Source organism: Streptomyces sp. CC208A (assembly GCF_030010625.1).
In the GTDB taxonomy this organism is placed as follows: Bacteria; Actinomycetota; Actinomycetes; order Streptomycetales; family Streptomycetaceae; genus Streptomyces.
Window position 1 is genome coordinate 1 of sequence record NZ_JASCXN010000055.1, and the last position, 26,140, is coordinate 26,140.

Sequence of the window (26,140 nt, forward strand, 5' to 3'; positions counted from 1 at the left end):
GGGCTGGCCGGGGCCCTTCTGCGTGTGTGCGGGGTACCCTCCCGCTCCTGGACCGAGGCTCCTCGGCCCGGATCGGGTGAGTGGTGGCCCGGCCCTCCAGCCCTGTTTTCGGGCATGCCGGACTGCCGCCTATGATGCGACACGCGTCCTGGTTTTGCAACTAGGTGCACAACCTGCGGTGAGGGGAGCTGTGCGCTGAGGCCTCTCCCGGAGATGAGGGCGCGCCGCCGGGCGCGCGTTCGGGGCAGGGGTAATCCCCCGGGTGGTGCGGGCCGGTGGGCCGGTGCGGGAGGGGCGCCCTCCGGGCCCTGGCGGGCCCTGCGGGTGAGTCCCGGGCGCCTTCGGCGCGTTCACCGGGACTCAGTCCGCGCAAGCGCGGACCGCTCTGGCCTGCGCCTTCGGCGCGCACCGGCCAGAGTTACGACCCCTGCGCCTTCGGCGCGCACCGGGGCCTTCACCCCTTCCTCCCGGCCCACCGGCCCGCACCACCCGGGGTGAACTAGCAGCAAATTAGGCGGAGTTGATCCATCAGGGTGTTGAAAAACAGTGCACCAATGCGCCATAATGGAGACACGAGGGCAACAAGGGGCCGCAAACCCCAAGCCCCCGCAACCAGCAAAAACTCAACAGAGAGAAGGACTCATGTCCGACGAAAACGACCGCATGCAGACCACGCTCGCCGTGGCCCTGGTCGAGGTCTACGAGACGCTCCGGCTGATCGGGCTCTTCCTCCCGATCCCGATCGCTCTCCCCAAGGGGCCCGAGTACAAGATCACCGAGATGGCCCCGGCCGTCCGCCGGATGGTCGAGCTCATCCAGGACCAGCCGATGGCGGAGGAAGAGATGGCGCTCATCTGGGGGGCCGCCCTCACGTGGTGCTCGGCCGAAATGATCTTCGGTCGCTATCTGCGTGACTCGGACCCCGTCACCGCGATGCAGACGCAGCTCCTCATCCAGGAAGCCGGAGAGGCGCTGATCACCTACCTCGACGGCGAGAAGGGTGCCGACAAGAAGGAGTAGTCCCCACCGCCGCCCCCCGGCAACCGGTCGGGGGGCGGCCCCGTGTGGGGCCGGAAAATGGACGGCCCTCCGGGCCGGGTCGCCCCTCAAGTGGCCTTCGGCCACGGGCGACCAAAGCGGAAGGGCGGCCCCCAAGTGGCCTTCGGCCACGGGCCGCCCCTGCCCGCCCTGACGGGCGGGGGCGCTACGCGCCCGGGCCCCACAAGGCGCTTCGCGCCGGGCCCGAGCCCCCTCCGGGGGCAGAAGGAGCGCGCTCCGCGCGCACCCGGACGGGCCTTCGGCCCACCCCGGCCTACTTTCCCGCCCCGCCTCGCCGCCGGTACCTCTGCCGCCCCTCCAGGGTCCGCGTTGCCGTCGCCCCCAGCCACACGTTCGCGTCCCCCCGTTGACCGTCCGGCTCCGGCCAGTTCCCCCGCGACCGCTCCGCCCGGATCGTGGCCGCGCTGATCCCAGCCGCCGCCGCGATCTCCGCAGCGGAGTACAAACGGCTCGGCTCCAACTCGACCGCCGGGCGAGCGAAGTGCTCGGCCACGACCCGGTTGACCTCTGCCGGGTCGTAGACGTAGAACCGGCCGCGCTTCCCGGCGGGCGCCGGCCATTCGGCGTGGCGCGCCCACTGGTTCCGTACGGTTGTCTCGGACCGGCCGTAGCGGGCGGCGATCTCCCGGAGGGTCTCGCCCTCCGGCTGGTTGGCTACCATGGTGGTGTCGGTCTCCCTGTTGAGGCTGGTTGGCGACCGGTGGGGTTTTGCGACAGGCTCGCGCCTGTGGGCTTCGGCCCGGCCCCGCCGGTCGTTTTGTGTTCTGCGAGCGAGGATGCCCCCGGCCAGGCGGCCGGGGGCGGTCGGTTACTCCTTCGTGGTGGGTCCGTCGAGGTAGGCCATCAGCCCGTCCGCTGCTTCTTTGGTGAGGCGTTCCACCGTGGTCTTGGTGGTTTCGCCCTGGAGGTAGCGGCCGAGGGCGTCTGCGGCGGCAAGCCACTTCTCGGCCGCCCACCATAGGGTGGCCTTGTCGTGGGTGCTCATCGGGAGGTCCTTGAGGATCCTCGCCGCCCGGGTGACTGCGGGGAGCGCCGTGACCATTCCGAACTCCGCCCCGTCGGGGAGGTTGATCGGGATCGGTAGGCGGAGGCAGGTGAGCCTCAGTACCGCGTAGACCCCGATCAGGTCCCGGATGAGCGCGCGCGTGATGCGCTCGTTCTCGTCGGACATGCAGTCCTCGCTCTCTGTTGAGTTTTGCTGGTTTGAGGAGGTCTAGGGTTTGCGGCCCTTGTTGCCCCTCGTGTCTCTAGTATCCATCATTGGTGCACTGTTTTTCAACACCTTTGGGTGAGGAAAAGACCCCAACTCCCAGAAGGAGCGGGGCCGTTCCCTCGCTGGCTTACGCCCGACGCCAGTCGTACAACCAATCACCAGCACCGACCCGCGCCGTCAGCCGCATGCCCGGCAGGTCCTCCCGGGGCGCGCCCGTCGCGGCCTCGATCTCGACAACGGGGTACCGCTCCGGCTCGGTGGCGTCCGGGGCATCGGCCACGATCTCAGCCTCGTCGCCGACCAACAGCAGAACCTTCACGTTCACGCGCTCGCTCATCTCGGGGTGTCCTCTCAGGTGGTGGGGGCCCACTCGGGCCGGTAGTCGGGGTGGTCGGCGTAGACGGTGGCGAGGGCCGCCAGGATGGGTGAGTCATCGGACTGGGGATCCCAGCCGCCCATCATGCGGCGGCGCTCGGCGGCGTAGCGCTCGTGCTGCTCGATGATCTGCCGCTTGGCTTCGACCTCGGCCAGCACCCGCGTCGGATCGTGGCGGGCGATGTGGGCGGCGTCGCCCTGAGTGCGGTTGCCCACGTACCCGAGTCCGACGTCGAGGGTGTGTTCCTCGTTGACGACCCAGCGGGTCAGGTTCTCCCTGTCCTCTTCCACAGCCCATGGGCCGGGCTTGGCTGCACGGGCGACGGCGGCGTCTTCGTCGAGGCGGGCGCGGAGGAACTGCACGAGGTCGACCATGCCGACCATCATCCCTCCCCGCTGGCCGCGTCCTCGGCGGCCCAGCGCTCCTCGTCGATGGCGTCCTGGCGGTACTCGGCGTCCTGGTCCATCTCGCGCAGCTCGTCGGCGGTGAACAGGTCGGCGGTGGTCATGTCGTCGTCGTGCATGGGGTCCTCAGAAGGGGAGACGGCCCGGGAGGTACCCGGGAGACAGCGGGAGACGTCAGGTAGAACATGCAGGTCAGGCCGCGTCTACCTGTGTGGGAGACGGGGGCGTCTCCTCGGTGGGGAAGTGGGCGTCGAGGTCGGCCGCGCGGACCCCCCGGGTCGGCACCCCGCGCACCTTCACCTTGGGGTCGACGGGGATGCCCAGGGCCTCCAGACGGACCCTCAAGTCGGCCACCTTCCAGCCCTCGCACTGGCTGTGCTCCTGGAGGTGGGCGAGGACCGTCGACAGGTGCACCGCCGGGCGCCCGCCGAGGACCTCCCGGAGGAGCGCCACGGCGGCCTCCGCCGAGGGGGCCGGGGTCGGGCCGGTGGCCTCCTCGGCGGGGGGCTCCTCGGCAGCCTCGGCCGGGCGGCCGGCGCGCCACGCCACGGCCACCCAGACGAGGGCCGCCGGCCACAGCAGCCACGGCGCCGCGCGCAGCGCCCGGTACCCGCCGAGTACCAGCAGCGCCAGAACGGAGAGCCGGACGAGCGGGCCGAGCGCGGCGCGGACTCCGGTCAGGTCCTCCCGGCGGCCGGCCGCGACCCACGCCGCCAGAGCGTCGGCGCGGCGCCGGTAGACAGCGGCCGACCCGGCGGCGAGCCGACGCGAGACGCGTTCGGCGCGGTTCACAGGGCGGCCTGCCCCTGCGCCAGGGCCTTCGCGTACGCGCCGACGCCGTTGACCGAGTCGGGCAGCCAGTCCAGCAGGAGCACGACGCCGGGCAGGAACCCGAGCGCGGCGCCGGTGGCCAGGCCGCCGAGCATGCGCCGCTTGTCCTGCTTGCCCGCGGCCTTCCAGGCGATGCCGATCCCGATCGTGTACAGGGTGACGACCGTGCCGCCCTCGGGGGTGAGGGCTCCCAGGCGCGCGCCCGCGAAGGTGGTGTCGCCGGTGCCGGCCGCCGCGTCGACGGCCGCGTTGCCGCCGGTGGTGATGAGGCCCGCGATGCCGGAGGCGCCCCAGCCGAGGAGGCCGCCGACGCACATGGTGGCGAGGACGCCGAGGAGCCAGGCGGAGCCGAACGGGAGGAGGGCCTTCGGGTCCCGGCCGCCCTTCCACCAGGGGCGGATGTTGGCCCAGACGATGGCCGCGGCGAGGGCGACACCGGCGAGGGAGAGGGCGGTGTTCATCGGGTGACTCCGGTGGTGATGGTGACGACGTCGAAGAGGTCGAGGGCGCCGAAGACGAGGCCGATGAGGCCGATGACGGTGGCGGTGAGGTAGCGGAGGGCGGGAGTGCGGCGCAGAGCTCGGACGGCGAGGAGGAACGGAACGGTGGCGAGGCCGTAGCCGTACTGGGGGCCGAAGGTCTCGCGGGCGTCGCCGACGCACCAGGCCCAGACCCCGGCGAGGCTGTAGCCGACACCGGGGATCGGGAGCAGCGCCGCCAGGAACGCGGCGGCCAGCTTCCAGACGGGGGCGATGGTGGTGAGCTGGGTCCAGGCGGTGGCCCAGCGGGAGGGCTCGGGCGGCGCCGGCGGCCCCTCGGCGGGCGCGAGGGTGACGTGGACCTCGATCGGGCCGGGCTGCGGGGGCGGCGGGGTGGGCACGGCGGGAGGCGTCGGGGGCGCGGGCGGTGTGCGCCATGGGGGGATGTCGTCGGGGCCGGGCGGTCGGGGTGGCAGGGCCGCGCTGGCGGGGATGATGTGGGTCGGTGTGATCGGGTCGGCCATCACGCGCCCCGGAGGTAGCGGGCGACCGTCTCGCCCTTGGCGTTGGCGTCGGCGACCTTGCGGACGTAGCGGAGGACGGCGTCCTGATCGGTGATGCCACAGGACCGTGCGGTGGTGACGGCGTCCTTCACGGTCATGGGTCCGCTGCTGGGCAGGATCGGCGCGCCCGCGGGCGGCGTAACCTCGGCAAGCGAGTCCGGATCCGGGTCCGCCTCGGCGTCCGGGGCGGTCAGGAGCGCGGCCTCCTCGGCGGCGGCCCGGCTCTCCACGCGGCTCAGCTGGCGCCGGGCCGCGCCGAGCGCGAGGCGGCTGTTGATCTCGCCGCGACGGATGGCCACCCACTGCTGCGTGCGGAAGTCGAGCGGCGCGGCCTGGTGGTCAAGGATGAGGGTGTACAGCGCCTTCGCGCCAGCGGACAGGACGGCGCCGATGATGCCGACCTTCAGCGAGTCCGCGATCCAGCCGTGGACACAGACGGCGGCCATGTCCGCGGTGAGGAAGACGTGGCCAGCGGTACGGGGGCGGCGGACGCGGGTGGGGTCGTAGCGGTTGAGCCACTCCAGGGCCATGCAGACGAGCCATCCGAGGCTGAAGCCGGTGGCGGCGGCGTACGCGATGGCCGGGGTGACGTCGGTGAGGACGAGGAGGTCTCCGATGGAGGCGGTCGACCAGACGATGACGATGAGCAGGCCAGCGGCGACGACGGCGAGGGCGCCGGTGAGGACGATGTGGTCCCAGTCGCGGGGCGGGGCGGGGAGCGTGTAGCGCTCCTCGACGAGCCGGGTCTCGCCGTCCACGGTGTGAGGGACGCGACGGGTCTTGGTGATGGTGCGGGGGCGCATCAGTGTTCCTGACGGTAGTCGAGAGCGGAGACGACGAGGCGGAGGGCGTGGTCCAGGTCAACGGCGGCGAAGTACATGGCCGTGCGGCTGTGGATGTCCGCGTCTCCGTGGCGGGCGAGGGCGTCGCGGGCGATCCGGAGGGCGGCGTCGAGCGGCACCGCCCCGGGGGCGGGGGCGTGGTCCGGGGTGTGAAGCGGGACGGGCGCGGGGGTCGGGAACGGGGCCGGCGGAAGGCGTCGGGCGAAGGGCAGGCGGAGGCGCATCAGACGTGCGTCTTTCCGACGATCGCGCGGATCCGGAGCGCGTACTCGCCGCGGGTCTCGGTCAGCCGCGGGGCCGGGAGCAGCCGGAGGAGCGCCGCGCCGAGCTCGGCGGCGTACGCCTTGTCGTGGGTGGCGTTGTCCTTGGCGTAGCTGGAGGCGAGGTACTTCCGGGAGGCCTCGATGATGCGGTCGGTGGGCCGGGTCTCGGTGAGGTAGTCGGCGATGTTGTGGGCGAGGGAGCCGACGAGGTTGTGGAGGGCGGCGGCGTGGGTCTGGCGGAGGGCCTCGTCGGGCTGGGTGCGGTGGGCCTTCTCGTCGGCGCGCCAGGCGGCGGCGGTGCCGTGCCAGCCGATGGGCTGGCCGACGGTCCAGGTGCGGCCGTCGTCCATGACGAGCTGGTGCTGGTCGCGGCTCATGCGGGCGGTGTAGGAGTCCGCGGAGATGACGCGGAAGACGAGGCCGGACGGGTGGGTGATGGTGGGAGGGGTGTGCTGGGTACGCTCGGGCATGGTCGGCTCCTGTCGCATGCAGGGGTGGGCTGGCCCCGGTCGGGCTCTCACACACCGACCGGGGCCACTTCGTTGTTGCCGGATTCACTGTAGCGACTTCCTAGGCATGTGCCTAGTAAGTCAGGAAGAATGGAGCCCATGCCCGAGGCTGACGAAGGGGGGCCGGAGATGGTGTCGTTCCGCGAGCTGGCGCGGCGGCTGGTCGAGGACGGCGTGGTGCCGTCAATGAGCAATCAGCGGGTGTCGCAGCTGGCGAACACGGACCCCGACTTCCCGCCGGTGGTGCCGGTGGGTCGCTCGAAAGCCGTGGACTACAGGCTGGCAAGGCCCTACTTCGCGGCGCGCAAGTCTCGGCAGGGGCAGCGCACCGACCTGAAGCCGAAGGAGTGACCGTGGACCTGGTGGAGTTCCTGACCGCGCGCTTCGACGAGGACGACGCCGTCATCCGAGACGGGATCGACGCAGGTGAGTCGAACATCTCCAGCCTGGACCTCGTGGACGTCCAGGCGAAGCGTTCGGTTGTGAACGCGTACGCAGAGGTGGCCTACATGGACACCGGCGACCCTGAGCCGGAGTTCGCCTACGGGCGTGCCGTCGGTCTGGGAGTGGCCGTACGCCTCCTCGCCCTGCCGTACGCCGACCACCCCGACTACGACGAGGCGTGGCGGTTGTAAGCGTACGCAGCACACAGCATCCAGCCCCCGATCCCCAGGGACCGGGGGCTCCGCATTGTCGGCCAGTCAGGCGATAACGTACCCGCCGCGTACTCGGCGGAGGATCCCTTCGCCGACCAGCTCGTCGAGGATTTGCATCGGCTCCAGGTCGATGAGCCGGTACCCGGCGCTGGCTGCCAGCCGCGTCAGCCGGTCCTCGTCCCACACACCGCCCTCCCTGCGGACGGCCTTGATGATGAGGGTCTGGAACGGGTCTTCCTCCTGGACGACGGGGCCGCGGTGCTTCCGGTTGTGCTCGTCGGCCGCGTAGGCAATTCGGCCGATTCCGTCTGCGAGCCGACGTGCGTTGAACGGAGAGAGGTCTGCGTAGACGATGGTGCCGGTCTCTGTGACCAGGGGAACGCGGATGTGCTGATAGCCCTGTGCGTCGGTGATGATCTCAGGTGTGCTGGCCGAGGCTGGCAGGCTGTTCGGCATGCGGGTCAAGATCTGATCACTCCTTGGGGTCGGTGGCTCTATGGTCGTCGCGCCGGTGGGCGCGCGCCAGGGCGTACGGGCTCACGCCGCTGGCCGGTCGAGTGGCGCGGCGGAGGCCCGGAGGAGTGGGGTCACTGACCCGTGACGGGCCGGCCGCGGCCGACCAGCTCGCCGCCGACCTCGCGCGCCGGCTGCCGAGCTAGGGTTCGTCCGGAAACTCGAACCAGCCGCCATCCTCTCGGGTCACCCTGATCCACGGGAGCGGGAGTTCAGTTCGGAACCGGCACCCGCACGGGCTGATGTCTGTGAGCAGTTCCTCGCCCTCTTCGATGAGCACGACCGACCACTCCACCGGATCCGCCGGGCCAGCGCATGCGGGGCACAAAGGAGCCGGGGGAAGCACCGAAGCGACTCGCAAGTGCAGACGCTTCGACCGGATCTCGTCGGCCCGGGCTGTGAGTCCCTGACGGAGGGCCAACCAGTCGTCCTGACTCAGAGACACGCGACCGTCGCTCATGCTGCGACGCTACCGTCCTCGGGCTGCGCGGCGCGCTCCCGTGCCGCCGCGCGCTGCGCCCGCCGCGCCGCGGCCCGGCCCGCCCGCTGCTCCGCCTCCGCTCGGGCCCGCGCCGCCGTGTCGAGCGCCCGCTGAAGCGCAGCCAGCTGGACCGGTGTCGACCACACCCGCGCCCGCTCGTCGACCACGAACGGCGCCGGCGCATTGCAGTCGACCAGCCCGGTCGAGCACGAGATCGATACCAGCGTTCCGGCCTCCGTGTGCGCCACCAGCTCGCCGCCGCACCAGGGGCACGGCCGGCCGGGGAGCGGCGCGGAGGCGCGGCCGGTGCCGAGGACGCGGTCGAGGCGGGTTGCAGCCTCGCGGGCGTACGAGCCGATCCGGGCGGCCTCCGCAGGCGTGGCGACGGGGAGGCGGGCGAGGAGCCAGCGGGCCGCGGTCGGTGCCGTCTTGTTCGCCGGGTCCCGGCCGTACCAGTCGGAGCGGTCGATGGCGTCGATGCGCGCGAGGTCGTCGGCGAGGGTGACGAGGCCGATGGTGATGGCGCGGCGGGCGTCGGCGACGTGCAGTCGGATCGGGACGGGGCGGTCGCCGAGCTGGGCGGGGTCGCGGTCCTCGCGGACGGGGTGGGTGTGGCCGTCGCCGACGTGCTCGCAGTGCGCGCACTGGTAGTAGAGCTGGCCGGAGGGGTGACGGATGGTGCGCAGCTGCTGCGGGTGGTGCAGGGCGTGCGCGATGGCCTCGGCGAGGGTGCGGTAGCCGGCGGTGTCGGCGGCGTCCTGGTGGTCGAGGGCGCGGAGGTACTCGATGCCGGGCCGGGCCGGGGGCCAGGTGTCGGGGCCGTGGGTGTCGAGGAGTTCGGCGAGGTCGTCCCAGCGGTCGGCGATGTGCTGGAGGTTCTGGGCGGTGGTGCGGGTCATGGTGCGCTCCGTGGGGTTGTGCGGCGGTACGGTGTGGGCACCGGTGGGGGCGCGCCTGGTCCTGGGGAGGTCGTGGGCGCGCCCCTCGCTCATGTCTGGAAGTCAGTCGCTTCGGTCGCTGTTGGCCGGACGCTGGTGACGGTCGAGGAACTCGGCGCGCGCCCGGTTGTGGCGCGCGTCCGCGAGCGCGTTGTGAAGCCCGGCCGGCTGCTCGGGCAGATGCGGGTTCCCGAGACGCTCGGTCTCCTGCCGCAGGTCGTTGGTCCACATCGGGACGCCGGTCGGGAGGTCGATCATGCGGCCGAAGAGCTGGGCGAGGACGACGTGGTCGTACGCGCCGTACCAGGCCCACAGCTGAGGGTCGGGGGTGTCCTGGATGAAGCGGCGGACCTGGTCGGCGATGACGGCGCGGCGCTGCACGGTGGGGTCGTAGTAGTCGAAGAGCCACGCCTTCGGCAAGTGGTTGCGGCGGTCGCCCTGGCCGTGGGGCAGGGAGGGGACCACGTTCTTCATGAGCCAGTCGTGGCGGCGGATGCGGCGTACGGGCATCTCGCGGTTGACGGCGTAGTACTCGCGGCCGTCCTCGGCGACGAGGGCGATGCTGATGAGGTCGATGGTGCGGCCGTTCTCGATGAACTCGGTGTCGTAGTAGATCCGCATGGTCAGCTCTCCTTAGTGGCTGAGGTGGGCTCGTCGTGGCGGGGGCACAGGCGGGTGGTGTCCAGGCCAGCCCACGTGCAGGTGCAGATCGGCTGGCCGTCCCCGTCGCGGAGCAGCTCCACGACGGCGGTGGCTGGCCGCGGGCAGGTATGGGGCAGGCTCAGCCGTCCCGGGACCCAGGCGCGGCAGGTTCCGCAGAACGTGCCGCCGACGCCGAAGAGGCGCGGGTGGGCGGGCCCGTAGTCCTCGACGAGCGCGCGGTCGTACGCACGGATGGCGGCCAGCTCCTCGCGCGCCGCGTCCCGGTCGCGCTCGGCCTCGCGGATCGCGTCCTCGGCCGCCACGAGCCGCCCGGACAGTTCCTTCACGGCCTGGTCCTGCCCGCGGGCGGTGTCGCGGAGCTGGTCGGCCTCGGCGGCCTCGGCGAGGGCGTACTCCCGGACGACGGCGGCCTCGGCCTCGGTGAGCCGGTCGGCTCGGTCGAGGAGGGCGTGGAGGACGGTGCGGCGGGCCTGGCGGTCGGCGGCGCGCTGCCGGCGGGCGGCCCAGGTGCGGGTCATCGCCCCTCCTCGGCCATGCGGCGGAAGCGGGCCAGGGCCTCGTAGTCCTCGGGCGTGAACTCGTCGGAGCGGTTGGCCATGCGGTTGTCGGCGAGGTCGATGGCGAAGGTGAGGAACTGGCGCTCGTCGGCGTTGAGCGGGTCGGTGGCCGGCTGGCTGGCATCCAGCCCGGCGGCGGGGGTGGGCTGCTGGCGGGCGACATCGACCACGTACCGGCCGCAGGACCCGCAGGTCTCCCAGTGGTCGATGTGGCCGACGGCAAGAGGGACGTCGGTATCAGCGGCGCTGGCGCAGGTCCGGCAGTAGACGCGTCCCTTGCCGTCGCCGTAGGCCACGGTCGGCTCCGGCTGCTGTCCGGTCTGGCGGGCGGTGGCCGTGCGGGCGGCGTCCCGGATCCCGGCCTCGGCGAGGAGCGCGTCGTAGAGCTTCTGCGTCCGCTCGTCGACGACGCTCGGCGCGGTCCACGCGTCGGCGGTAGCCATTCGGACCATCTTGCGGAGCTGGGCGTAGGCGGGCTGGTCGGTCATGTGGGGCTCCTGGTGGGAGGGAGCCGCCCCGTAGAGCGGCCCCGGGACGGTCAGGCGCGGTCGATGACGGACTGGAGCCAGCGGGCGTCCTCGGGCGCGACGTGCGCCCCGTTCGTCGGCTGCACCAGCAGGTAGACGGGCTTGCCGTCGCCGTCGCGCTGGGGGCCGACGCGCACGCCCCAGGCGCAACGCTCGGGCGCGCCGTGGCCGTCGAGGCAGTGCAGGCAGGGGAGTTCGTCCTCGACCTCGGTGGACTCGTGGTCGAGCCAGACGATGACGGTGGCGCCGCCGTGGCCGTGGACGTGGTCGACGCTGGTCTGTCCGCGGTCCCAGAAGACGATGGAGGGGTGTTCGCCGAGCCAGCGGACGGAGGCGGTGCCGTCGGGCCAGAGGATGCCGTCGGCGACGCGGCCGGTGCCGGAGACGCCGGTGACGTCGGTGTTGCGCTGGAGGTAGAAGCGGCGGGGTACGGCGGTCATGGAGGTTCTCCTTGGGTGGGCCGGGCCGTGTGGGCGGCCCGGCGGGGACGGGGTGGCGGTCAGGCGGCAGCCGGCAGGTGGTGGGTGAGGTACTGGCGGCCGATCCACTCGCTGTACGCGGGCGGGACGGCTTGGCGGGCTTCCTTGTTGGTCATCCAGGTGCAGCCCATGGCGTCGGCGTAGGCCCGCTCTCCCTTGTGCATGAACGGCAGGAGGCCCTTGTGGTGCCAGCAGGGCGGGAGGAGGTCTCCGCCACCGCCCCAGGAGGTCTCGAAGGTTCGGTGGCGCTTCACGTTGAGGCCGAACTGCGAGCCGCACAGCAGGTAGTGGGGGCGGAGGGGTGCCTCGGGAACGTTCTCGATGACCCAGGGGCGGCCGGAGGCGATCATCAGCTCACGGCCTGGGGTCAGGAGGTCCTCGTGGTCGGCGGGGTTCCCCCGCCAAGCGGTGACGTTGGCGAAGTGCTGGCAGGGCCAGGAAGCGTGGACCAGGTCGTAGCGCTCGATCTCTCCGGTGCGGGTGATGTCGTCGAGGTAGTCGAGGGCGTTGGCCTGGTGGAACTCGAAGGGGTAGTTCGGCATGGGGTGGAGGTCGACGCCGGTGACCTCGTAGCCAGCGAGGTGGTAGCCCATGGACAGGCCGCCGGCTCCTGAGCAGAGGTCGAGCAGTCGCAGGCCGTTCGCCTGTCGGTCGGGGAGGGCGTACACGGTGTTGCTCCTTCGGTAGGGTCTGACCGGCCCTCCCCGCGCGCTTCCTTCGTGCGGGGAGGGCCGCGGGCATGTCAGGCGGAGGCGTTGACCCACGCGCCGGCGTGGTCGTGCTCGGCCTCGGGCCGGTCCGTCGGGCAGCCGGGGCAGTAGTCCCGGCCCTCGACGTCCGTCCACCCGTCGCGAAGCGCGGCCTGGTGGTGGCGGGCGGCCTGGTCGGCGGTGCGCTGGAGGTGCCCGGTGAGGGCGTAGGCGGTGCAGCCGTCGCAGTCGCAGGTGGTCTGGGTGGTGGCGTCGGTGGTGCGGCGCATGGGTAGCTCCTTCGGGGTGTCCGGATCGGGTCCGGATTGGTCGGGTGGTGGTCCGGATCGGTGTCCGGGCGGGGGTCGCGCGGGGGTCGCGCGGGTGTGCGCGGGGCTGGGTGGAACCGAGTTGCCCGCGCCGGGCTGTCAGGTCGGCTGCTGGTCGTTGGGGAGCGTGAGGCCGAGGTGGGAGCGGGACTCCTTGTCCAGGCTCATGGCGATGGCCTGTTCGCGGGTGTCGTTGATGCGCCAGTCGACGCCCTGCTGGCAGCCGAAGCCGGTGGTGTCGGACCAGGCGACGCAGGTGGCCGAGCGGCCGTCGGTGAGGTGGGCGAGGAGGGCGATGTTGGTGGAGGCCCAGCCCTCGGGGGAGACGGCCCGCAGGTGGGTGATCTCCGCGATCTGCTCCGGCTCGGGGACGTCGCCGGTGGCGTACTCGTAGAGCGAGGACCACGTCCAGTCGTCGAGGGTGATCTCGGTGGCGAAGTGGGCGGTGAGGGTGGCGAGTCGTTCGTGCTGGGTGGTGGGCATGGGCATGGGGTGCTCCTGGGGTGGGTGGGTGGTTCAGGCGGCGTCGTGTTCGAGGCAGGTGGTGTAGCCGCGTTCGAGGCGGTAGCCGTGGAGTGGGGTGTTGCAGACGGTGCAGACGGGGGTGGGCTGTTCCACCTGTCCCCTCCCTAGAGGAGGGGGGAGGGGACAGGTTGGATCTACGGCCTGTCCCGTGCTGTCCCCGTTCTGTCCGGGACAGGTTTGACCTGGGGTTTCTTCTGTTTCTGTCCCGGGGTTGGGGACAGGTTTTGCGGATTTGGTCGGGGACAGGTCTGGGGACAGGTCTACGGAGGTGTTCTGTCCGTTTTTGGGTGTGTTTTCGGGGTGGGTGGGGCGGTCGGGATGCTTGGCCGAGAGGCGCTCCTGGGAAAATCGCAGGTCAGACCTGTCCCCGACCTGTCCCGGGCCGCGGGTCTTGCGGATCCGGGCGACTTCCGCGAGGACTTCGGTACGGGCCTGGAGACCGAGGCGGACCAGCTCGGTGCGGAGCTTGTCGCGGCCGTACGAGGTGGGGATGTTGGCCTGGTCGAGGGCGGCGACGAAGTAGGCGGCCGTGCCGGGGACAGGCCCGTGGTCGGTGAGGTCGAGCGACTCCAGGACGACGGAGGTGACCGGCCGGCCGTCGGGTTTGCGCTCGCCGTCGAGGGTGACGACCTTGAGGCCGAACTGGATGTCGGCGCCCTCTTCGTCGTCCTTCTGCTTGCCGACTTTCATCGTCACGACGATGTTGGAGGCGTTGTCGCCCTTCTTCGAGACGTGGAACTCGGACTGGAGGGCGCCCTTGGCGGCGGAGGCGCCGCGGCCGTGCTCGCCGATGTGGCCGGTGTGGTGGATGACGAGGACGCAGGCTTCGGTGGCGCGGCGGAGGTCGTCCAGGCGCTCGATGACGAGGCCGAGTTCGGTGTTGGAGTTCTCCTCGACGCCGACGGAGACGCGGGCCTGGGTGTCGATGATGATGAGTGCGGGTTCCAGGCGGCGCATGGCCTCGATGAAGACGTCCCACTCGGGTCCGCGGGTCTGGACTGGGCGGGGCATGAAGAGGACGTTGTCCATCTTCAGGCCGTGGTGCTTTTCCCAGGCGCGGACGCGCTTTCGGATGCCGCGGGCACCTTCGGCGACGAGGTAGACGACGGTGCCCTGCCGGACGTGGTGGCCGTGCCAGGGCTTGCCGGTGCCGACGTGCGCGGCGATGTCGATGGTGACGAAGGACTTCATGTGCCCGGAGGGGCCGATGATCCTGGCGAGGCTGTCGAGGTGGAGGAGGTCGCCGACGAGGGGTTCCAGGACGGGCATGTTGTCGAGGCTGGAGGCGTCGAGGAGTTCGGCGAGGAGTGCGTCGGCGGGGTCGCCGGAGCGGCCGACGGTGCGTTCCTGCTGCCGCTTGAGGTAGTCGTCGATGAAGGTGACGATCCGGGCGGGCTCGGCGTCCGGCTCGTACGTGTACTGGGTGATCTTGCGGCCGAGTTCACCCGCGATGCGGAGGTCGGCGGCTTCGCGGATCATCTCCGCGTAGTAGCTGGGGCTGGTGGTGGCGGTGGTGAGGAGGTAGCTGACGTAGCCGTGGCCGCCGGCGCGGTGGATTTCCTTCCGCTTCTCCAGTTCCTTCACGACGATGAAGGGCTGCGTGGGCTGCCCGCTGTCGTACAGGTCGCAGATGACGTTCCAGATCAGCTCGTGTGCGGGCTTGTAGAAGTCGGCGCCGGTGATGCTGGAGCGGATGAGCGGGATGTGGCGGGGGTCCAACATTCCAGCACCGAGGACGCCCTGCTCCGCTTCTTCGAAGGACGGCGGGGTCAGAGTGAGGCCGTCGTCGTCCGCCGGGCCGCGGTTCATGTGGCGGACGTTGTCCACGTGGTGCTCCTCAGAACAGGGTGCTGGGTTCGGCGGGGGTGCAGCGGTGTTCGGTGACGTGCGGGTGGCGGCAGTCGGGCGGGTGGCTGGGGGTGAGCCAGCGGATGCGGGGCGGGCTGTGGGCGCTCGCCCGGTACAGGCACCAGGTCAGCCGGTTCGGCTCCCACACGGCGGCCTGCTCGGCGGGGGTGAGCGGTCGCAGGTCGACGGTGACCTTGAGGGCGGCGACGGTGCCCGCCCACTGGGTGAGGACCGGGGCCGCGCACGCCGGGCACCGGGAGTCGGCGGCGCCCGACGTACGCGGCCGGCTCATCAGGCCGCGTGCTCGTCGAGGGTTCCGGCGTCGGTGCGCCGCTGGTACATCTCGCGCTGGAGTCCGCGGAGGCGTCCCTCGGTGACCGCGTCGGCGGCGACCTCGATCTGCGTGATGCGGACCTTCACCGAGGGGTTCTTGTCCTCCTCCGGGCCGGGCTCGGTGCGCTCGGTGTGGGACAGCTCGACGACGGCCATCCACCGGCCGGCGCGCTGCTTGAACATGGCGCTGGCGAAGGGCTCCAGGGCCTCGGCGACGTCCGTGAGGATCTTCGAGTCGAGCTTGACGTCGGCGTCGATGCGGATGGGGGTGCTCATGCTGCTCGTGCTCCTTCAGTGGCGGCCGTGCAGACGGCCTGGTGGGTGGTGCGGATGTGGGCGACGAACCGGGCGACGGCCGCGGGGATGGGCTCGCCGGGCCGGACGATCGGGGTCTCGGCGGTCTGGCAGAGCAGGCACTCGAACCGCGCGCTCGGCATGCGGGTCCAGCGGATCCGTCCGGCGAAGGCGCCGCGGTAGATCTCGCGGCCTTCGCCGAGGTCGACGAACAGGGCGCTGGTGACCCACTGGCCGGTCATGCGGCGGCGGCCAGGTGATCGCGGCGCCAACGCATCGCGCCGTCGGTGAGGTGCTCGACGGCCACGCAGTACGGCTCACCGCAGTGCGCCTTCACGTGCCCCTGTGGCTCGCGGCCGTAGCCGACCTCGAACGCGATCTGTGCCGGGGTGAAGTCGCGGCCGGCCACGGTGTACGAGGTCTTCCGGCCGCGCCAGACGACGTGGCCGTGGTCGCGCTGGATGGTGAGGTTGAGGTAGATGTCGACGAGCGGGTCGCGGGTGTCGGTGGCCCACGTGGCGCGGATCGCGTCGGCCACCTGCGCGTCGGTGTACTGCTCCTTGGAGGCTCGGCGGTTGATGCTGCGACGCTGTCCGACGTCGAGGCCGCCGAAGATGCCGTCCGTGTGGCGCTGGTCGAGAGCCCAGGTGGCGCACTGCATGGCGACCGGGCACTCGCGGCAGATCGCCTTGGCATCGGCGGCCTGGGCGCGGTCCTTGGCACCGATGGTGCCCTTGGGGAACCACCAGTCCGGCGCCGCGATCCGGCGGCAGTCGGCCCGGGCACGCCAGTCGGGGGTGTGGTCGGTGCTGATGGCGCGGGTCTCGCTCATGCGGCGCTCCCGAAGATGAGGTTGAGCTGGGTGGTGAGGGCCTCGCGCATGGGCCGGTCCTCGACGTGGTCGGGGTGCACGCACCGCGGGGTGCCGCATCCGGCCGTGACGTTGCCGACCGGCGCGCGCCCGTGCTTCTGCCGGAAGGCGTGCTGACGGGCGGACATTGCGGCGCCCTCGACGGTGCGGATGTGGTAGTCCGAGGTGGGCCACAGCAGGTGGCCGTCGTCGGTCGGGACCGCGCGGCGTCGGAACGTGTCGTTGATGGACTCCGGCTTGGTGCCCGGCTGGTGCGGCGGGAGGCCGAGCTCGTCACGGAGGCTGCGGACCCGCTCGAAGCTGAGTTGGTAGCGGCGTATGACTGCGTGCGCCGAGTGCCCGGCGGCCAGCATCTCCGTGGCGAGCCGGAGACGACCGGCCCGGTCCTGCACGTGGCCGGGCGCGATGCACTGCTCCCGGTCGCAGACCGGCCGCGACTTACCCTCGGGGGCCCGCCCGTTGGCGATCATGAAGGCGGCCTGTGCGGCGGTCCAGTAGCGGCCCTGCCAGCGGAATCCGCGGCTGCCGTCGGCCTGGACGTGGCCGGTCCACTCCATGTGGCCGTCGCCAGCCGTCTTGGTGTGGCGGAGGAAGGCGGCTTCCAGAGTCGGGGCGGGCTTCTTGCCGGAGCGGGCCTTGGGCAGGCCGAGCGCGGCGCGGACGGCGGAGATGGGCCGGGTGTCCATGTGGAGCTGGGCGGCGATCTCGCGGTCGGAGCGTCCGGCATGGAGGAGCTCTGCGATGTCCTGACGGATGATCATGCGGCCACCGCCGGAGTCTGCTCGGGCCAGGTGACGCCGTCCAGCGCGCGAGCCTGCCGCTCGGACACCGGGGCGAGCGAGTAGCCGAGCCAGTCCATGCCGGCGGCCATCGCCACGTACGCGTCGGCCTCGTCGTAGCGGGCGGCGCCCTCGGTGTGGATGCCGTACCGGTCGGCGACCGCCGAACGCACCTCCCCCTTGGCGGCGTTGCCGCGCCCGGTGCCGTACAGCTTCAGCGTGGACGGCGGGATGACCGCGTACGGGATCCGGCGCCGGAAGCAGAACTGCCGGACGAGGGTCCGCAGCCCGGCGAGGTCTTCGTGGCCGGCGAGCGCGGCGTGGCCGTAGCTGGGGCCCTCCATGACGACCAGGTCGGCGGCCTTGATGAAGGAGCCGATCTCACCGGCGAGGTAGTGGAGCCGGTAGTCGCCGCGGGTCTTGGTGCGGATGTGGTCCGTCCAGCCCTCTCCGGCGATGCCGGTGGAGGTCAAAGAAAGATCCAGGCCCACGACGAGGGGGCGGGTGGTGCCCGTGGCCGGGAGCCGGGTCATCCCGGCCACGGGGGTCTTGGCGGAGGTCATCGGGCGCCTCCGGTCCTGCGCTGCTTCTGGTAGTCCCGCTCGGCCTGACGGCACGCCTCGCACAGCGGCTCCTTGCGGTAGTAGTGCTGCCGGGCGCCCCGGAAGGTGCCGTGGGCGATCGGCTTGCGCTGGCTGCCGCCGCGGGGCCGCTTCAGGCCGATGGCCTTGATCAGGTTGTCGAGTTCGGCGTCGGTGAGCGTCACAGCGCGGCCTCGGCCTTCTCGCGGGCCTCCCGGCACATGGCCTCGTTGGCGGCCTGGAGGTCGAGGAGCTGCTGCTCCAGCGCGGCGTACGCGCTCTTGAGGCGGGCGTGCTCGGCGGCCGTGACGGCGCTGGGGTTCTTGCCCGCGAGGAGGGCGCGGAGCCGGTCGTTCTCCTCCGCGTAGCGGGCGGCGATCGAGCGGGAGACGTCCAGGCTGCTGCGGGCGGTGTCGCGCTGCTCCAGGGCGAGCTCATAGCGGGCCTGGAGCCCGTTGTAGGTACGGCGGGTGACGGGCATGGTCAGGCTCCGTTCTGGGTGCGGGGGATGAGCGGCCACTGCGGTGGGCAGTACGCGGCCGGGGCGGACTTGCGGAGGTAGTCCTGGAGGCTGGCGGCCTGCTCGGCGGCCCAGCCGACCTGCGCGGCGTGCAGCTCGGCGAGCGTCATGGCGGCGAGCCGCTCGTGGAGGGTGCCGATGCGCCAGGCGACGCGGCAGGCGGCGATGGCGTCGGCGTCGGAGGTGTGTGCGGCGCCGAGCGGGACCTCGTAGTGCTCGCACAGGGCGGTGAGGTTGCGCTTCCCGCGCCGGTAGCGGTCGACCTGCTTGTCGATGACGAGCGGGTCGATCACGGGCCCGGCGGGGAGCGGCGGGAGGCCGTAGCGCGCGGCCTCCCGGTCGAGGAGCGTGATGTCGTAGCGGGCGTTCATCGCGACGATCGGCACCCCGCTCGTGATGACCTGGCCGAGCGCGGCGAGGACGTCGCCGACGACTTCGGCAGCCGGCTTTCCTTCGGCGCGGGCCCGCTCGGTGGTGATGCCGTGGACCTGCGCGGCGCCCTCAGGGATCTCCACGCCCGGGTCGGCGAGCCAGTTCGCGGCCACGGTCGGCTGCCCGCCGCCGCACTGCACCACGGTCGCGGTGACGATGCGGTCGGTCTCGACGTCCACGCCCGTGGTCTCCAGGTCGAAGCCGGCCAAGCGGCCCAGGTGCCAGCTCACTGCCCACCGCCCGCGCGCTCGGCGTAGATCCGGCGCCCGAGGCTGTCGAGCGTCTCCATCTCGCCGGTCTCGTTCTGGACCTGCCGGTTCAGCATCCGCAGGTTGCCCAGCTCGTAGCCGATCTGCTGGAGGCGACCCTGCGAGGTGTTCTTGTCGAGGATCTCGTCGCGGTACGACTCCGCCGACCGGGCCGGGGCCTCGTTGCCGCGCTCGATGCGGTCCGCGTCCGGGTCCTTGTCGTGCGTCGGCGTCAGCCCGAAGCCCAGCAGCAGCGTCCGCAGCGCCACGGACTGTGCCTTCGTCGTCGCCTTGTCGGCGGTGTCGAGCGCCTCGCCCATCGTCTGGAGCGTGAGCGTGTCGCCCATCGGGCCGATGATCGTCCAGGTGACGAGGACGGAGCACTCCCGCATGCGGGTGCCCTTGGCGGTGGTCTTCTCGCCATAGGTGGCCTCCACCTTGGACGAGAGCACGTTGACGCCGTGCTTCAGCGTCACGGGCCCGAAGACGTTGACGACGGTATCGACGCCCCGGAAGTTGAACCGGGTGCCGGCCTGGTTGTACTGCTCCCGCTTCGAGATGCCACGGATCTCGCGCCGGACGCGGAGCCACGCGATGGTGACGGGGACCATCTCCGGGTCGTCGTCGCCCGGCTCGTAGTCCGCCATCGGGTCGACGGCGTTCGGGAACTGCTCAACGAACTCCGGCGGCAGGCTCATGCCGTCCTGCTGCTCGGCGCCGGTGGCGCGGCCGGCGGCGGCTGCGGCCCGCTCCTGGATCGTGCTCATGCTGCGTGCTCCTCACGGACAGAGCGGGGGATGTTGATCTGGCGGTACGTGCGGTCCTCGACGCAGTCGGCGTAGGCCTCGGGCCAGCGTTCGGCGAGCCGCTTGGTGTCGGTCCACGTCTTGGTGCGCTCGTCGAGCGATACGTGGACGCGGTCCAGGACGGTGGCTGCCTCGGCGCCCGCGAGCCCGGCGAGGATGCGGGCCTTCGCCGCCTTCTTCCGCTTCTCGGCGGCGGCGTAGACCTCGTGTGCGTCGAGGTACTCCTCGACCGCCTCCTGCGTATCGATGTCCCGGGTGATGTCCACGACGCCCGCGCGCTCCGGGTGGAGCCGGTCGTACAGGTCGAGGAGGACGTCCGGGTCGGCGTCGTGGGCGAGGGCTGGCGGGCGCCGGTCGGTGATCTGCTGCCAGGCGAGAGCCCCGGCGGCGCGGAGGTCCGCGATCAAGTCGGCGTGGTCGGCAACCCGGATGACGTACTGCCGGTAGTCGTTGCCGCCGATCAGGACGGCGGCGTGGACGTGGTCGAAGCCGCAGACGTCGGCCTGCCAGAGGGTCTGGACGAGGACGTCGTCCGCGACACCGGTCCGGAACTGGGAGGCCTTCATCTTGTCGCGACACTTGATCTCGACGGCGCACTTCTCGCGGCCGTCGGCGAGGGGGCACTCCAGGACGCGGCGGTCGAGGGTGCACATCTGCCAGGGCCTGTCGACGTTCTGGACGAGGCCGACGCGGCGGACGACGCTGCGGTTGCGGCGGGCCCACTCGCGGGCGACGGTGTCCTCGAACGCGCGTCCCCAGAGGGCGGGTTCGGAGTCGTCGCCGTCGATGGGGAGTCCGCCGGTCTTGTCGTGGTAGACGGAGAGGGCGTTGCCGTAGCGGCTGATGCCGAGGATGGCGGCGATGTCGCTGGAGCCGAGCCCGGCGCGGCGGGCCTGGAGCCAGACGTCGCGGTCGGCGTCGGCGGGGAGGATGAGGCGGCCGGTGGGGGTGACCCGGCGGCCGGCGGCCGGGGCCTGAGCGGCCCCAGCCTGCGCGGTCGTTGTCATCCGGCGTCGCCTCCGCTCAGCGGGACGCCAGCGGCCTTGTCCCACGCCTCGAAGTCGACCTGGTGCATGCCTTCCTCGCGGCCGCTCATGGCGGTGGCGGCGGCGAGCGCGAGCGTCGCGTGGGCCTGGGCCATCGCGATGTGGTGGCTGGCGTCGGGGTGCGCGGGCCGCCCACCGGGGCGGTCGGTGAAGGAAGCGGCGCTGAGGTGGCGCTCGGCCTCGCGGTAGTGCTCAGGCCCGGTCATGCGGCGCTCCTCAGGTTCAGCACCGGCACGGTGTACGAGCGGCGGTCGGTCTCCTGGTCGTCCCGGGCGATCAGGTCCCCGCGGGCGGCGAGCGCTCGCAGGTCCTTCCGCGCGGTGTTCCGGCCCGTCGTCGGCCACGGGGACCGGCGGAGCTCGGCCTCGGCGCGGAGCGTGGTCCACGGGCCGTTGCTGTTGCGGATCCGGGCGAGGAGCCAGTCCCGGCGCGCGATGGCGGCGGTCGGATCGATCGTGGTGACGCTCATCAGCTCTTGCTCCGATCGGCGTTGAGGAGGGCGGTGAGGTAGTCGGCCATCGCGGAGGAGTGGCACTCGATAACCGGCTCGGGACAGCAGGGGTAGACCCAGGCGTCGTCGGGGTCGTGCTCCTCGTCGGTGCAGACTGGGGCGATGCTGGACAGCTCCTCGGCGGCCTCTTCCGAGCACACCCGCCACTCGGGCGTCGAGGTGCCGGCCAGGACGGTGAGGAGTTCGCGGGCGGGGCCGCGGTAGACGTCGAGGAGGCTCACGCGGCACCGTCCTCGGCGCGCTGGGCCGGGACGGCGCGGGCGGCGCCGAGCGTCCGCATCTGATCGGCGACCCGTACGGCCTGCATCCCGGTGAGGGAGACCTTCGTGGCGAGGCGCTCGACCAGTTCGGCCACCAGCTCCTCGACGGCGAGCTTCTCCGGGGCGTGGCCGTCGTGGACGCCGGTCGGCTCGGTGCAGGCGATGGCCATGAACCGCTCGAAGAAGTCCTCCTCCATGAGGAGGTCGAGGAGGTCGTGGACGTTGTTCTCGACGAGCGGGGTGACGTCCGCGGTGACGCAGAGGGCGGTGGCTTCGATGTACATGGGCCCGGTGACGGACCGCTTCGGGTTGGTGCTCACTGGGCGCTCCCGGGCGTCGTGCAGGTGGTCGTGTCCTCGGCCAGCGGGCTGGACTCGGCAACGGTGGTGATCTCGTCGTGGCGGTGGATCTCGTAGGCCGTATCGGGGTAGTGGGTCAGGTACTTACTGACCCGCTCCTGGGCCGCTTCGATGGACGGGTACCGAACCCAACTCAGCGGCGCGAGGGGCCCGTTCATCTCGACCGTGAAGGTGGAGAGCAGTTCCGCGTCGGCGGGGTGCGGGCGGGCCAGCGGCGCGGTCTCCAGCTCGGCGACCCGGGTCCGCAGCGCGGCCACCTCGCGGACCGCGTCGTCGAGGGCCTCGTTCGTCGAGTGCCGCTCGGCCAGCAGCGCCGCCACCTGCCCACGCAGGGCCAGCAGTTCGGCTGCCGACTCCGACGACTGGAGCAGGCACGCCGCCTCCAGCGCCGCCGCGATCCCGGCCGCCGACGGGTCCGAGCCGCTCAGCGCCGCGAGGACCACGCCCTCCGCCGCCTTCATCCGCTTGGCGTTCATGCCGCACGCTCCGGGGCCGCTGCCAGGTACTCCAGCAGCGCGACCGCGTTGGCGGCCGTGCGACCGGGCTCCTCTGCCCAGATGTCCACGTGGGCCCGCAGGCTGAAGGCGTCAGTCCACGCGGGCCCGTCGCCGAGGGACAGCGCCACGTAGCCGATCGCCATATCGGCGAGCTGCGACTCCCGGTGCGGGTCGCCCGCGACCGCGCAGCGGATCGCTCCGACGAGGTTCATCCGTCGGGAGGCGTGCGGGGTCGTGAGCCTGCGGTCGAACGCATCCTCGACCCAGTCGGACGCCCAGAAACCGTTCGTCTCGATGATCCGCGCGGCGGCGAGGAGGACGGCGGGGACGGTCGTCGGGCGCGGCGGGGCCAGCAGGACGGGGACCGGGCGGCGGTCGCCGGTGGGGACGTTGGTGGGGTCGGTGATCACGCCGCGACCTCCTCGGCGGTCGCCGGGGTGAGGGACCAGCAGCGGACGGCCACACCGTCGTGCTCGATGAGGGCCTCGGTCTCGACAGCGCCTTTGCTGCCGGCGAAGTCGCGGATCTCGACCGGGTCGACGCCGTACTGTGCGGCGGCTGCGATCACGTGCTCCGGCATGCGGTGGAAGTGGAGGTCAACGGTGATCGGACCGAGGTTGCTGACGGTGACGGAGGTCGGGGGGTGCTCCAGGGAGGCGGTGACCATCTCGGCCACCGCGAAGCCCTTCATCAGGGCGTCGTGGGAGCGGATAAGCTTCGTGTTCACGGGTTCTCCGATTCCATGGGTCGGGTTTCCGAGGGGCTGCATTCGGACCGGGCTGGGTCCGGGGCGGCCCCGTCTTCGTTCAGGCGGCGCGGCGACGCCGGCCTCGGGTGGCCGGGTCGACCTCGCCCGCGGCCTGGAGGTCGCGGAGGTTCTTCGCGGAGAAGCGGGTGAAGCGGCCGACCCGGGTGAACGGGATCGAGCGGGCCTTGACCTTCTCGGTGACCCAGTTCTCCGAGACGCCGAGCAGTTCCGCGGCCTCGGCCGTGGTGTAGAGGCGGAGCTCGGGGTCCGGCTGCGTGAAGAGAGGGATGAGCTCGGCGAGCACGGCCCGGAAGGCGTCCACAAGGGGGCCTTCCGCCCCGGTCTCCTGCTCGGCCCTCGCGGGCGGCGCGATCGTCGTGATGGTCACGTCTACTCCCTGGTGATGGCGTCGCTGGGTACGTCCAGAGCTCGCGCGATCCGATCGAGCACGTCTGTGCTCGCCCCCCTCTTGCCTCGCTCCAGGCGAGACAGATGGCTGGGATGCATCTCCGCGAGGTACGCGAGGTGTCGGACTGACCACCCACGAGCCGCGCGAAGAGCCCGGATTGCAGCTCCGTTCGGTTTCACGAGAAGGACAGTACCTCTCGAAATACCTCGCGGCAAGGTGTTCGCGAGGAGTGGCGAGGTGTTGGCGTGGATACGCGAGGGGTGACAGGTGCGATTGAGGCAACACTCGTGGGGTCCACAGGACTGGTCTTTACTGGTCAATAGCCGACAGTCGCCTAGTTCTGTTGCCTCACCGTGAGGCATCATGTGCTTATGGATGAGGACTGGGGGCTTCTCGCCACCGAGATCAAGGCGGCCCGAAAGGCCCGCCGCATGACGCAGAAGGACCTCGCGGCGGCGGCGGACATCGGGTTCTCCACCCTCCAGCGCCTTGAAGCCGGCCAGCCCTTCACCACCTGGCCGCCATCCGTCGACCGCGTCGCTCGCGTCTTCGGCTGGACCCCGGAGAGCCCGCGCCAGATCCTCGCCGGAGGGAAGCCGACGTTCGCTGATGCCTCAGCCGGAACTCGCCCCGCCCGCGACAGGTCCCTCCCTGCACGAGTCGAGCAGGCGCTCGCCGAAGGGGACCTCGTCGACTCCGAGGTACTGGAACTGCCAGGCGGCCTGAACATCGTGGTGGTCGGCAAGTCCGTTGGGCCCCGGAGCCCGGAGGAGCAGGCCGAGCTCGCTGATGCCCTTCGAGAGTGGACCCGTAGGCAGCGGAAGATCCGAGGCATCGCGGAAGGCGAGTGACCCCTCGCGGCGAGGTGACGGACTCCTCGCGAATCCTCGCCAACACCCGTTGAATGTGGTTCTATGTGAAGCACCTGTTACGGGGGGTCACCGCGACGGGTACATGGGGGGTCCGCGTGCGGATCGCTATCACAGTGGAGCGGGTCCACGAGATCCCGCGTGGCGTGAAGATGGTCCTGGACCGGTCCTCCTCAGAGCGGCCCGTCCTGTGGGTACGCGATGACGTGCCCGAGGCCGTCGTCTCAAGCGTGCTCGAAGCTGCCCAGTCCGGGCAGCGGCTGGCATTGCCGCCGCGTGTCCAGCCGTAGCAGCTGGCGTTCCAGTCTTGGGCCTGCCGCCGGAACGCCGACCGATGCGGCAGGCCCTTTCACGTCCCACGTTCAGGGGGTCACCTTGGCGTACGCCGAGAAGGTCTACAAAGTCCGCAACGGACGACAGACGAAGCAGTTCACCTGGAAAGCCAAGTACAAGCGGCCAGACGGCACATACGGGTCGGAGTCCGGTTTCGACACGAAGACGGCGGCCATAGCTTTCGGGGAGGAGCAGGAGGCCGCGGCCCGTCGAGGCAACTGGATCGACCCTGCCCTCCAGCGCAAGCACTTCGGGGTCTTCGTCCGCAAGACCTGGATGCCGGCGAAGTCCAAGCGCGGAAACACCATGGACCGGCGCTGGAACCACCTCGAACAGCACATTTTCCCGCGCTGGGAACACGTTGAGCTCAATGCGATCACCTGGTTCGACGTGGATGCCTGGCAGCAGACGCTCACCTGCGACGACACCACCCGCGGGCACTGCGTCAGTCTGATGTCCACCATCCTCACCGGCGCAGTCGACGCCAAGCACCTCCTCGTCAACCCGCTCTTCGGACGCAGGCGGACTGTGGCGACAGGGGCGGCCGCTGCGGCCACGAAGCTGAAGAAGTCCGATGAGGAGAAGTGGGCGCCGGTGGAGGCCGTACTGCGGATCGCCGACCGCATGGGACCCGTGAACGGACTTCACGTCCTCACGTGTGCCTTCACCGGCCTCGGCTGGGGGGAGAGCGCCGGCCTGCACCGCAGAAACACTCTGCTCCTCCGTCGTCAGGCGTACGACGGGGGGTTCTTCGAGTGCCCGATCATCCGCGTGGACGCTGAGCTCGGGTCGCTCGCCGAATACACGCGTCGAGGGCCGAACGGCGAACGGCTCGGGGGCGTGCTCCAGCTGGAGCCACCGAAGAACAACGAGGCGCGCCCGCGCGACATCGACATCCCACCCTTCCTCGCCCAGCTCCTTCGCTATCACCTGGACGACTGGCCTCACGACATGGTGTTCAGCACTCCCGGGGGCAAGTACTGGCGCCGCGGTAACTTCCTGCGTCAGAACCTCCGGCCGGCGGCCGACGGCCGAGAGGGGCTGCCCCGGGTGAAGGGGCATGCTGCGCGGCCCGCCTGGGCGCCGATCAAGCCCGGGTTGACTATGCGGGATCTCCGGCACACGCACGATACGTACCAGGACCAGATTGGCGTACGCGAGTCGCTGGCGCACGAACAGGCGGGACACAAGCGGCCCGGGATCAAATCCGTGTACCAGCACCCGACGCCGGAGATGCGCGAGCAGCGCCTCGCGGGCCTTCAGGACATCTTCGAGCGAGGGATGAGTAACCTTGGGTGGGAGACGTTGTGGGGGCGAGTAAGCCTCTCGAAGCGGCGGATCGTGGTCGTCTCCCAAAAATCTCCCAAATGATCATGACCGGCTGATCGGGCGAAGTTCAGTCGCAGGTCAGAGAGTTGAGTAGACGCGGGGGAAGCCTTGAAACAGCGGTTCTTACAAAGCAGATGTCGGCGGTTCGAAACCGTCCGCGCCCACCAGTGA

45 protein-coding genes are annotated in these 26,140 nt (G+C 71.3%); 5 read left to right on the top strand and 40 right to left on the bottom strand.

The genetic code is table 11. The features are described from left to right. Positions 1-642 precede the first annotated feature (642 nt). Positions 643-1,020 carry a hypothetical protein gene (locus QK442_RS34225; RefSeq protein ID WP_282698019.1) on the top strand — a complete coding sequence of 126 codons (378 nt, stop codon included), beginning with the start codon at positions 643-645 and terminating at the stop codon, positions 1,018-1,020. Positions 1,021-1,312: 292 nt separating this feature from the next. On the opposite strand, the gene QK442_RS34230 is transcribed toward QK442_RS34225, so the two are convergent. The 11 genes from QK442_RS34230 to QK442_RS34280 form a co-directional block, all read right to left on the bottom strand. Further along, positions 1,313-1,720 (bottom strand): hypothetical protein, encoded by a 408-nt coding sequence (locus tag QK442_RS34230; protein ID WP_282698020.1) that lies wholly within the window; start codon positions 1,718-1,720, stop codon positions 1,313-1,315. 147 nt (positions 1,721-1,867) lie between these two features. Further along, positions 1,868-2,230 (bottom strand): hypothetical protein, encoded by a 363-nt coding sequence (locus QK442_RS34235; RefSeq protein ID WP_282698021.1) that lies wholly within the window; start codon positions 2,228-2,230, stop codon positions 1,868-1,870. A gap of 169 nt (positions 2,231-2,399) precedes the next feature. Continuing rightward, positions 2,400-2,609 carry a hypothetical protein gene (locus QK442_RS34240; protein WP_282698022.1) on the bottom strand — a complete coding sequence of 70 codons (210 nt, stop codon included), beginning with the start codon at positions 2,607-2,609 and terminating at the stop codon, positions 2,400-2,402. A 14-nt stretch (positions 2,610-2,623) separates the two neighbouring features. After that, the gene (locus QK442_RS34245; RefSeq protein ID WP_282698023.1) at positions 2,624-3,022 is read right to left on the bottom strand and encodes a DUF6221 family protein; all 399 of its coding nucleotides are present in this window, start codon (positions 3,020-3,022) and stop codon (positions 2,624-2,626) included. Between the two features lie 8 nt (positions 3,023-3,030). Then, positions 3,031-3,171 (bottom strand): hypothetical protein, encoded by a 141-nt coding sequence (locus QK442_RS34250; RefSeq protein WP_282698024.1) that lies wholly within the window; start codon positions 3,169-3,171, stop codon positions 3,031-3,033. A 73-nt stretch (positions 3,172-3,244) separates the two neighbouring features. Further along, the gene (locus QK442_RS34255; protein WP_282698025.1) at positions 3,245-3,844 is read right to left on the bottom strand and encodes a hypothetical protein; all 600 of its coding nucleotides are present in this window, start codon (positions 3,842-3,844) and stop codon (positions 3,245-3,247) included. Beyond that, positions 3,841-4,344 (bottom strand): hypothetical protein, encoded by a 504-nt coding sequence (locus QK442_RS34260; RefSeq protein WP_282698026.1) that lies wholly within the window; start codon positions 4,342-4,344, stop codon positions 3,841-3,843. The genes QK442_RS34255 and QK442_RS34260 overlap by 4 nt, the downstream gene beginning before the upstream one ends. Beyond that, positions 4,341-4,886 (bottom strand): hypothetical protein, encoded by a 546-nt coding sequence (locus tag QK442_RS34265; protein WP_282698027.1) that lies wholly within the window; start codon positions 4,884-4,886, stop codon positions 4,341-4,343. The genes QK442_RS34260 and QK442_RS34265 overlap by 4 nt, the downstream gene beginning before the upstream one ends. Next, positions 4,886-5,728 carry a protein transporter Sec31 gene (locus tag QK442_RS34270; RefSeq protein ID WP_282698028.1) on the bottom strand — a complete coding sequence of 281 codons (843 nt, stop codon included), beginning with the start codon at positions 5,726-5,728 and terminating at the stop codon, positions 4,886-4,888. The genes QK442_RS34265 and QK442_RS34270 overlap by 1 nt, the downstream gene beginning before the upstream one ends. Further along, positions 5,728-5,991, bottom strand: a complete 264-nt coding sequence (locus QK442_RS34275; RefSeq protein ID WP_282698029.1) for a hypothetical protein — start codon at positions 5,989-5,991, stop codon at positions 5,728-5,730. Before QK442_RS34275 ends, QK442_RS34270 begins: the two co-directional genes overlap by 1 nt. Then, positions 5,991-6,500 (bottom strand): hypothetical protein, encoded by a 510-nt coding sequence (locus QK442_RS34280; RefSeq protein ID WP_282698030.1) that lies wholly within the window; start codon positions 6,498-6,500, stop codon positions 5,991-5,993. The genes QK442_RS34275 and QK442_RS34280 overlap by 1 nt, the downstream gene beginning before the upstream one ends. Before the next feature lie 138 nt (positions 6,501-6,638). On the opposite strand from QK442_RS34280, the gene QK442_RS34285 reads away from it, so the two are divergent. Beyond that, the gene (locus QK442_RS34285) at positions 6,639-6,890 is read left to right on the top strand and encodes a hypothetical protein (protein ID WP_282698031.1); all 252 of its coding nucleotides are present in this window, start codon (positions 6,639-6,641) and stop codon (positions 6,888-6,890) included. Between the two features lie 2 nt (positions 6,891-6,892). After that, positions 6,893-7,174 carry a DUF6221 family protein gene (locus QK442_RS34290; protein WP_282698032.1) on the top strand — a complete coding sequence of 94 codons (282 nt, stop codon included), beginning with the start codon at positions 6,893-6,895 and terminating at the stop codon, positions 7,172-7,174. Positions 7,175-7,240: 66 nt separating this feature from the next. Here the strand turns inward: QK442_RS34290 and QK442_RS34295 are convergent, their stop codons facing one another. The 29 genes from QK442_RS34295 to QK442_RS34435 form a co-directional block, all read right to left on the bottom strand. Next, a complete protein-coding gene (locus tag QK442_RS34295) occupies positions 7,241-7,660 on the bottom strand; it encodes a hypothetical protein (protein WP_282698033.1) in 420 nt (139 codons plus the stop codon). 504 nt (positions 7,661-8,164) lie between these two features. Continuing rightward, positions 8,165-9,181: a hypothetical protein gene (locus tag QK442_RS34300; RefSeq protein WP_282698034.1), complete on the bottom strand. Its 1,017-nt coding sequence runs from the start codon at positions 9,179-9,181 to the stop codon at positions 8,165-8,167. 9 nt (positions 9,182-9,190) lie between these two features. After that, positions 9,191-9,748 (bottom strand): 3'-5' exoribonuclease, encoded by a 558-nt coding sequence (locus QK442_RS34305; protein ID WP_282698035.1) that lies wholly within the window; start codon positions 9,746-9,748, stop codon positions 9,191-9,193. 2 nt (positions 9,749-9,750) lie between these two features. Continuing rightward, positions 9,751-10,308, bottom strand: coding sequence for a hypothetical protein (locus tag QK442_RS34310; RefSeq protein WP_282698036.1), 558 nt, complete (start codon positions 10,306-10,308; stop codon positions 9,751-9,753). After that, a complete protein-coding gene (locus tag QK442_RS34315) occupies positions 10,305-10,835 on the bottom strand; it encodes a hypothetical protein (protein ID WP_282698037.1) in 531 nt (176 codons plus the stop codon). The genes QK442_RS34310 and QK442_RS34315 overlap by 4 nt, the downstream gene beginning before the upstream one ends. Before the next feature lie 50 nt (positions 10,836-10,885). After that, complete coding sequence (locus QK442_RS34320) at positions 10,886-11,314, bottom strand: hypothetical protein (protein ID WP_282698038.1); 429 nt, start codon at positions 11,312-11,314, stop codon at positions 10,886-10,888. Between the two features lie 59 nt (positions 11,315-11,373). Then, complete coding sequence (locus QK442_RS34325) at positions 11,374-12,021, bottom strand: DNA cytosine methyltransferase (protein ID WP_282698039.1); 648 nt, start codon at positions 12,019-12,021, stop codon at positions 11,374-11,376. A gap of 74 nt (positions 12,022-12,095) precedes the next feature. Continuing rightward, positions 12,096-12,332, bottom strand: a complete 237-nt coding sequence (locus QK442_RS34330; RefSeq protein ID WP_282698040.1) for a hypothetical protein — start codon at positions 12,330-12,332, stop codon at positions 12,096-12,098. A gap of 138 nt (positions 12,333-12,470) precedes the next feature. Continuing rightward, the gene (locus QK442_RS34335; RefSeq protein ID WP_282698041.1) at positions 12,471-12,860 is read right to left on the bottom strand and encodes a hypothetical protein; all 390 of its coding nucleotides are present in this window, start codon (positions 12,858-12,860) and stop codon (positions 12,471-12,473) included. Positions 12,861-12,887: 27 nt separating this feature from the next. Beyond that, positions 12,888-14,723, bottom strand: coding sequence for an AAA family ATPase (locus QK442_RS34340; RefSeq protein WP_282698042.1), 1,836 nt, complete (start codon positions 14,721-14,723; stop codon positions 12,888-12,890). Between the two features lie 10 nt (positions 14,724-14,733). Next, positions 14,734-15,036, bottom strand: coding sequence for a hypothetical protein (locus tag QK442_RS34345; RefSeq protein ID WP_282698043.1), 303 nt, complete (start codon positions 15,034-15,036; stop codon positions 14,734-14,736). Further along, on the bottom strand, positions 15,036-15,353 hold the full coding sequence (locus QK442_RS34350) for a hypothetical protein (RefSeq protein WP_282698044.1): 318 nt from the start codon (positions 15,351-15,353) through the stop codon (positions 15,036-15,038). The genes QK442_RS34345 and QK442_RS34350 overlap by 1 nt, the downstream gene beginning before the upstream one ends. Next, the gene (locus tag QK442_RS34355) at positions 15,350-15,613 is read right to left on the bottom strand and encodes a hypothetical protein (protein ID WP_282698045.1); all 264 of its coding nucleotides are present in this window, start codon (positions 15,611-15,613) and stop codon (positions 15,350-15,352) included. Before QK442_RS34355 ends, QK442_RS34350 begins: the two co-directional genes overlap by 4 nt. Next, a complete protein-coding gene (locus tag QK442_RS34360) occupies positions 15,610-16,203 on the bottom strand; it encodes a WhiB family transcriptional regulator (protein WP_282698046.1) in 594 nt (197 codons plus the stop codon). The genes QK442_RS34355 and QK442_RS34360 overlap by 4 nt, the downstream gene beginning before the upstream one ends. Beyond that, positions 16,200-17,003: a hypothetical protein gene (locus tag QK442_RS34365; protein WP_282698047.1), complete on the bottom strand. Its 804-nt coding sequence runs from the start codon at positions 17,001-17,003 to the stop codon at positions 16,200-16,202. Before QK442_RS34365 ends, QK442_RS34360 begins: the two co-directional genes overlap by 4 nt. Next, on the bottom strand, positions 17,000-17,584 hold the full coding sequence (locus tag QK442_RS34370; RefSeq protein ID WP_282698048.1) for a hypothetical protein: 585 nt from the start codon (positions 17,582-17,584) through the stop codon (positions 17,000-17,002). The genes QK442_RS34365 and QK442_RS34370 overlap by 4 nt, the downstream gene beginning before the upstream one ends. Then, positions 17,581-17,787, bottom strand: coding sequence for a hypothetical protein (locus tag QK442_RS34375; RefSeq protein WP_282698049.1), 207 nt, complete (start codon positions 17,785-17,787; stop codon positions 17,581-17,583). Before QK442_RS34375 ends, QK442_RS34370 begins: the two co-directional genes overlap by 4 nt. Continuing rightward, on the bottom strand, positions 17,784-18,083 hold the full coding sequence (locus QK442_RS34380; RefSeq protein WP_282698050.1) for a hypothetical protein: 300 nt from the start codon (positions 18,081-18,083) through the stop codon (positions 17,784-17,786). Before QK442_RS34380 ends, QK442_RS34375 begins: the two co-directional genes overlap by 4 nt. 2 nt (positions 18,084-18,085) lie before the next feature. Further along, the gene (locus QK442_RS34385; RefSeq protein WP_282698051.1) at positions 18,086-18,784 is read right to left on the bottom strand and encodes a 3'-5' exonuclease; all 699 of its coding nucleotides are present in this window, start codon (positions 18,782-18,784) and stop codon (positions 18,086-18,088) included. Continuing rightward, positions 18,781-19,569 carry an ERF family protein gene (locus tag QK442_RS34390; protein WP_282698052.1) on the bottom strand — a complete coding sequence of 263 codons (789 nt, stop codon included), beginning with the start codon at positions 19,567-19,569 and terminating at the stop codon, positions 18,781-18,783. The genes QK442_RS34385 and QK442_RS34390 overlap by 4 nt, the downstream gene beginning before the upstream one ends. Beyond that, positions 19,566-20,615 carry a lambda-exonuclease family protein gene (locus tag QK442_RS34395; protein WP_282698053.1) on the bottom strand — a complete coding sequence of 350 codons (1,050 nt, stop codon included), beginning with the start codon at positions 20,613-20,615 and terminating at the stop codon, positions 19,566-19,568. Before QK442_RS34395 ends, QK442_RS34390 begins: the two co-directional genes overlap by 4 nt. Continuing rightward, a complete protein-coding gene (locus tag QK442_RS34400) occupies positions 20,612-20,860 on the bottom strand; it encodes a hypothetical protein (protein ID WP_282698054.1) in 249 nt (82 codons plus the stop codon). The genes QK442_RS34395 and QK442_RS34400 overlap by 4 nt, the downstream gene beginning before the upstream one ends. Further along, on the bottom strand, positions 20,857-21,123 hold the full coding sequence (locus QK442_RS34405; RefSeq protein ID WP_282698055.1) for a hypothetical protein: 267 nt from the start codon (positions 21,121-21,123) through the stop codon (positions 20,857-20,859). Before QK442_RS34405 ends, QK442_RS34400 begins: the two co-directional genes overlap by 4 nt. After that, the gene (locus QK442_RS34410; RefSeq protein WP_282698056.1) at positions 21,123-21,386 is read right to left on the bottom strand and encodes a hypothetical protein; all 264 of its coding nucleotides are present in this window, start codon (positions 21,384-21,386) and stop codon (positions 21,123-21,125) included. The genes QK442_RS34405 and QK442_RS34410 overlap by 1 nt, the downstream gene beginning before the upstream one ends. Further along, positions 21,383-21,745: a hypothetical protein gene (locus QK442_RS34415; protein ID WP_282698057.1), complete on the bottom strand. Its 363-nt coding sequence runs from the start codon at positions 21,743-21,745 to the stop codon at positions 21,383-21,385. The genes QK442_RS34410 and QK442_RS34415 overlap by 4 nt, the downstream gene beginning before the upstream one ends. Next, positions 21,742-22,260 carry a hypothetical protein gene (locus QK442_RS34420; RefSeq protein ID WP_282698058.1) on the bottom strand — a complete coding sequence of 173 codons (519 nt, stop codon included), beginning with the start codon at positions 22,258-22,260 and terminating at the stop codon, positions 21,742-21,744. The genes QK442_RS34415 and QK442_RS34420 overlap by 4 nt, the downstream gene beginning before the upstream one ends. After that, positions 22,257-22,691, bottom strand: coding sequence for a hypothetical protein (locus QK442_RS34425; protein WP_282698059.1), 435 nt, complete (start codon positions 22,689-22,691; stop codon positions 22,257-22,259). Before QK442_RS34425 ends, QK442_RS34420 begins: the two co-directional genes overlap by 4 nt. After that, a complete protein-coding gene (locus QK442_RS34430) occupies positions 22,688-23,008 on the bottom strand; it encodes a hypothetical protein (RefSeq protein ID WP_282698060.1) in 321 nt (106 codons plus the stop codon). The genes QK442_RS34425 and QK442_RS34430 overlap by 4 nt, the downstream gene beginning before the upstream one ends. Before the next feature lie 79 nt (positions 23,009-23,087). Beyond that, the gene (locus tag QK442_RS34435) at positions 23,088-23,417 is read right to left on the bottom strand and encodes a helix-turn-helix domain-containing protein (protein ID WP_282698061.1); all 330 of its coding nucleotides are present in this window, start codon (positions 23,415-23,417) and stop codon (positions 23,088-23,090) included. 392 nt (positions 23,418-23,809) lie between these two features. Between QK442_RS34435 and QK442_RS34440 the strand changes: the two genes are divergently transcribed. Beyond that, on the top strand, positions 23,810-24,289 hold the full coding sequence (locus tag QK442_RS34440) for a helix-turn-helix transcriptional regulator (protein WP_282698062.1): 480 nt from the start codon (positions 23,810-23,812) through the stop codon (positions 24,287-24,289). 393 nt (positions 24,290-24,682) lie between these two features. Then, positions 24,683-26,011: a hypothetical protein gene (locus QK442_RS34445; protein ID WP_282698063.1), complete on the top strand. Its 1,329-nt coding sequence runs from the start codon at positions 24,683-24,685 to the stop codon at positions 26,009-26,011. Positions 26,012-26,140 lie beyond the last annotated feature (129 nt).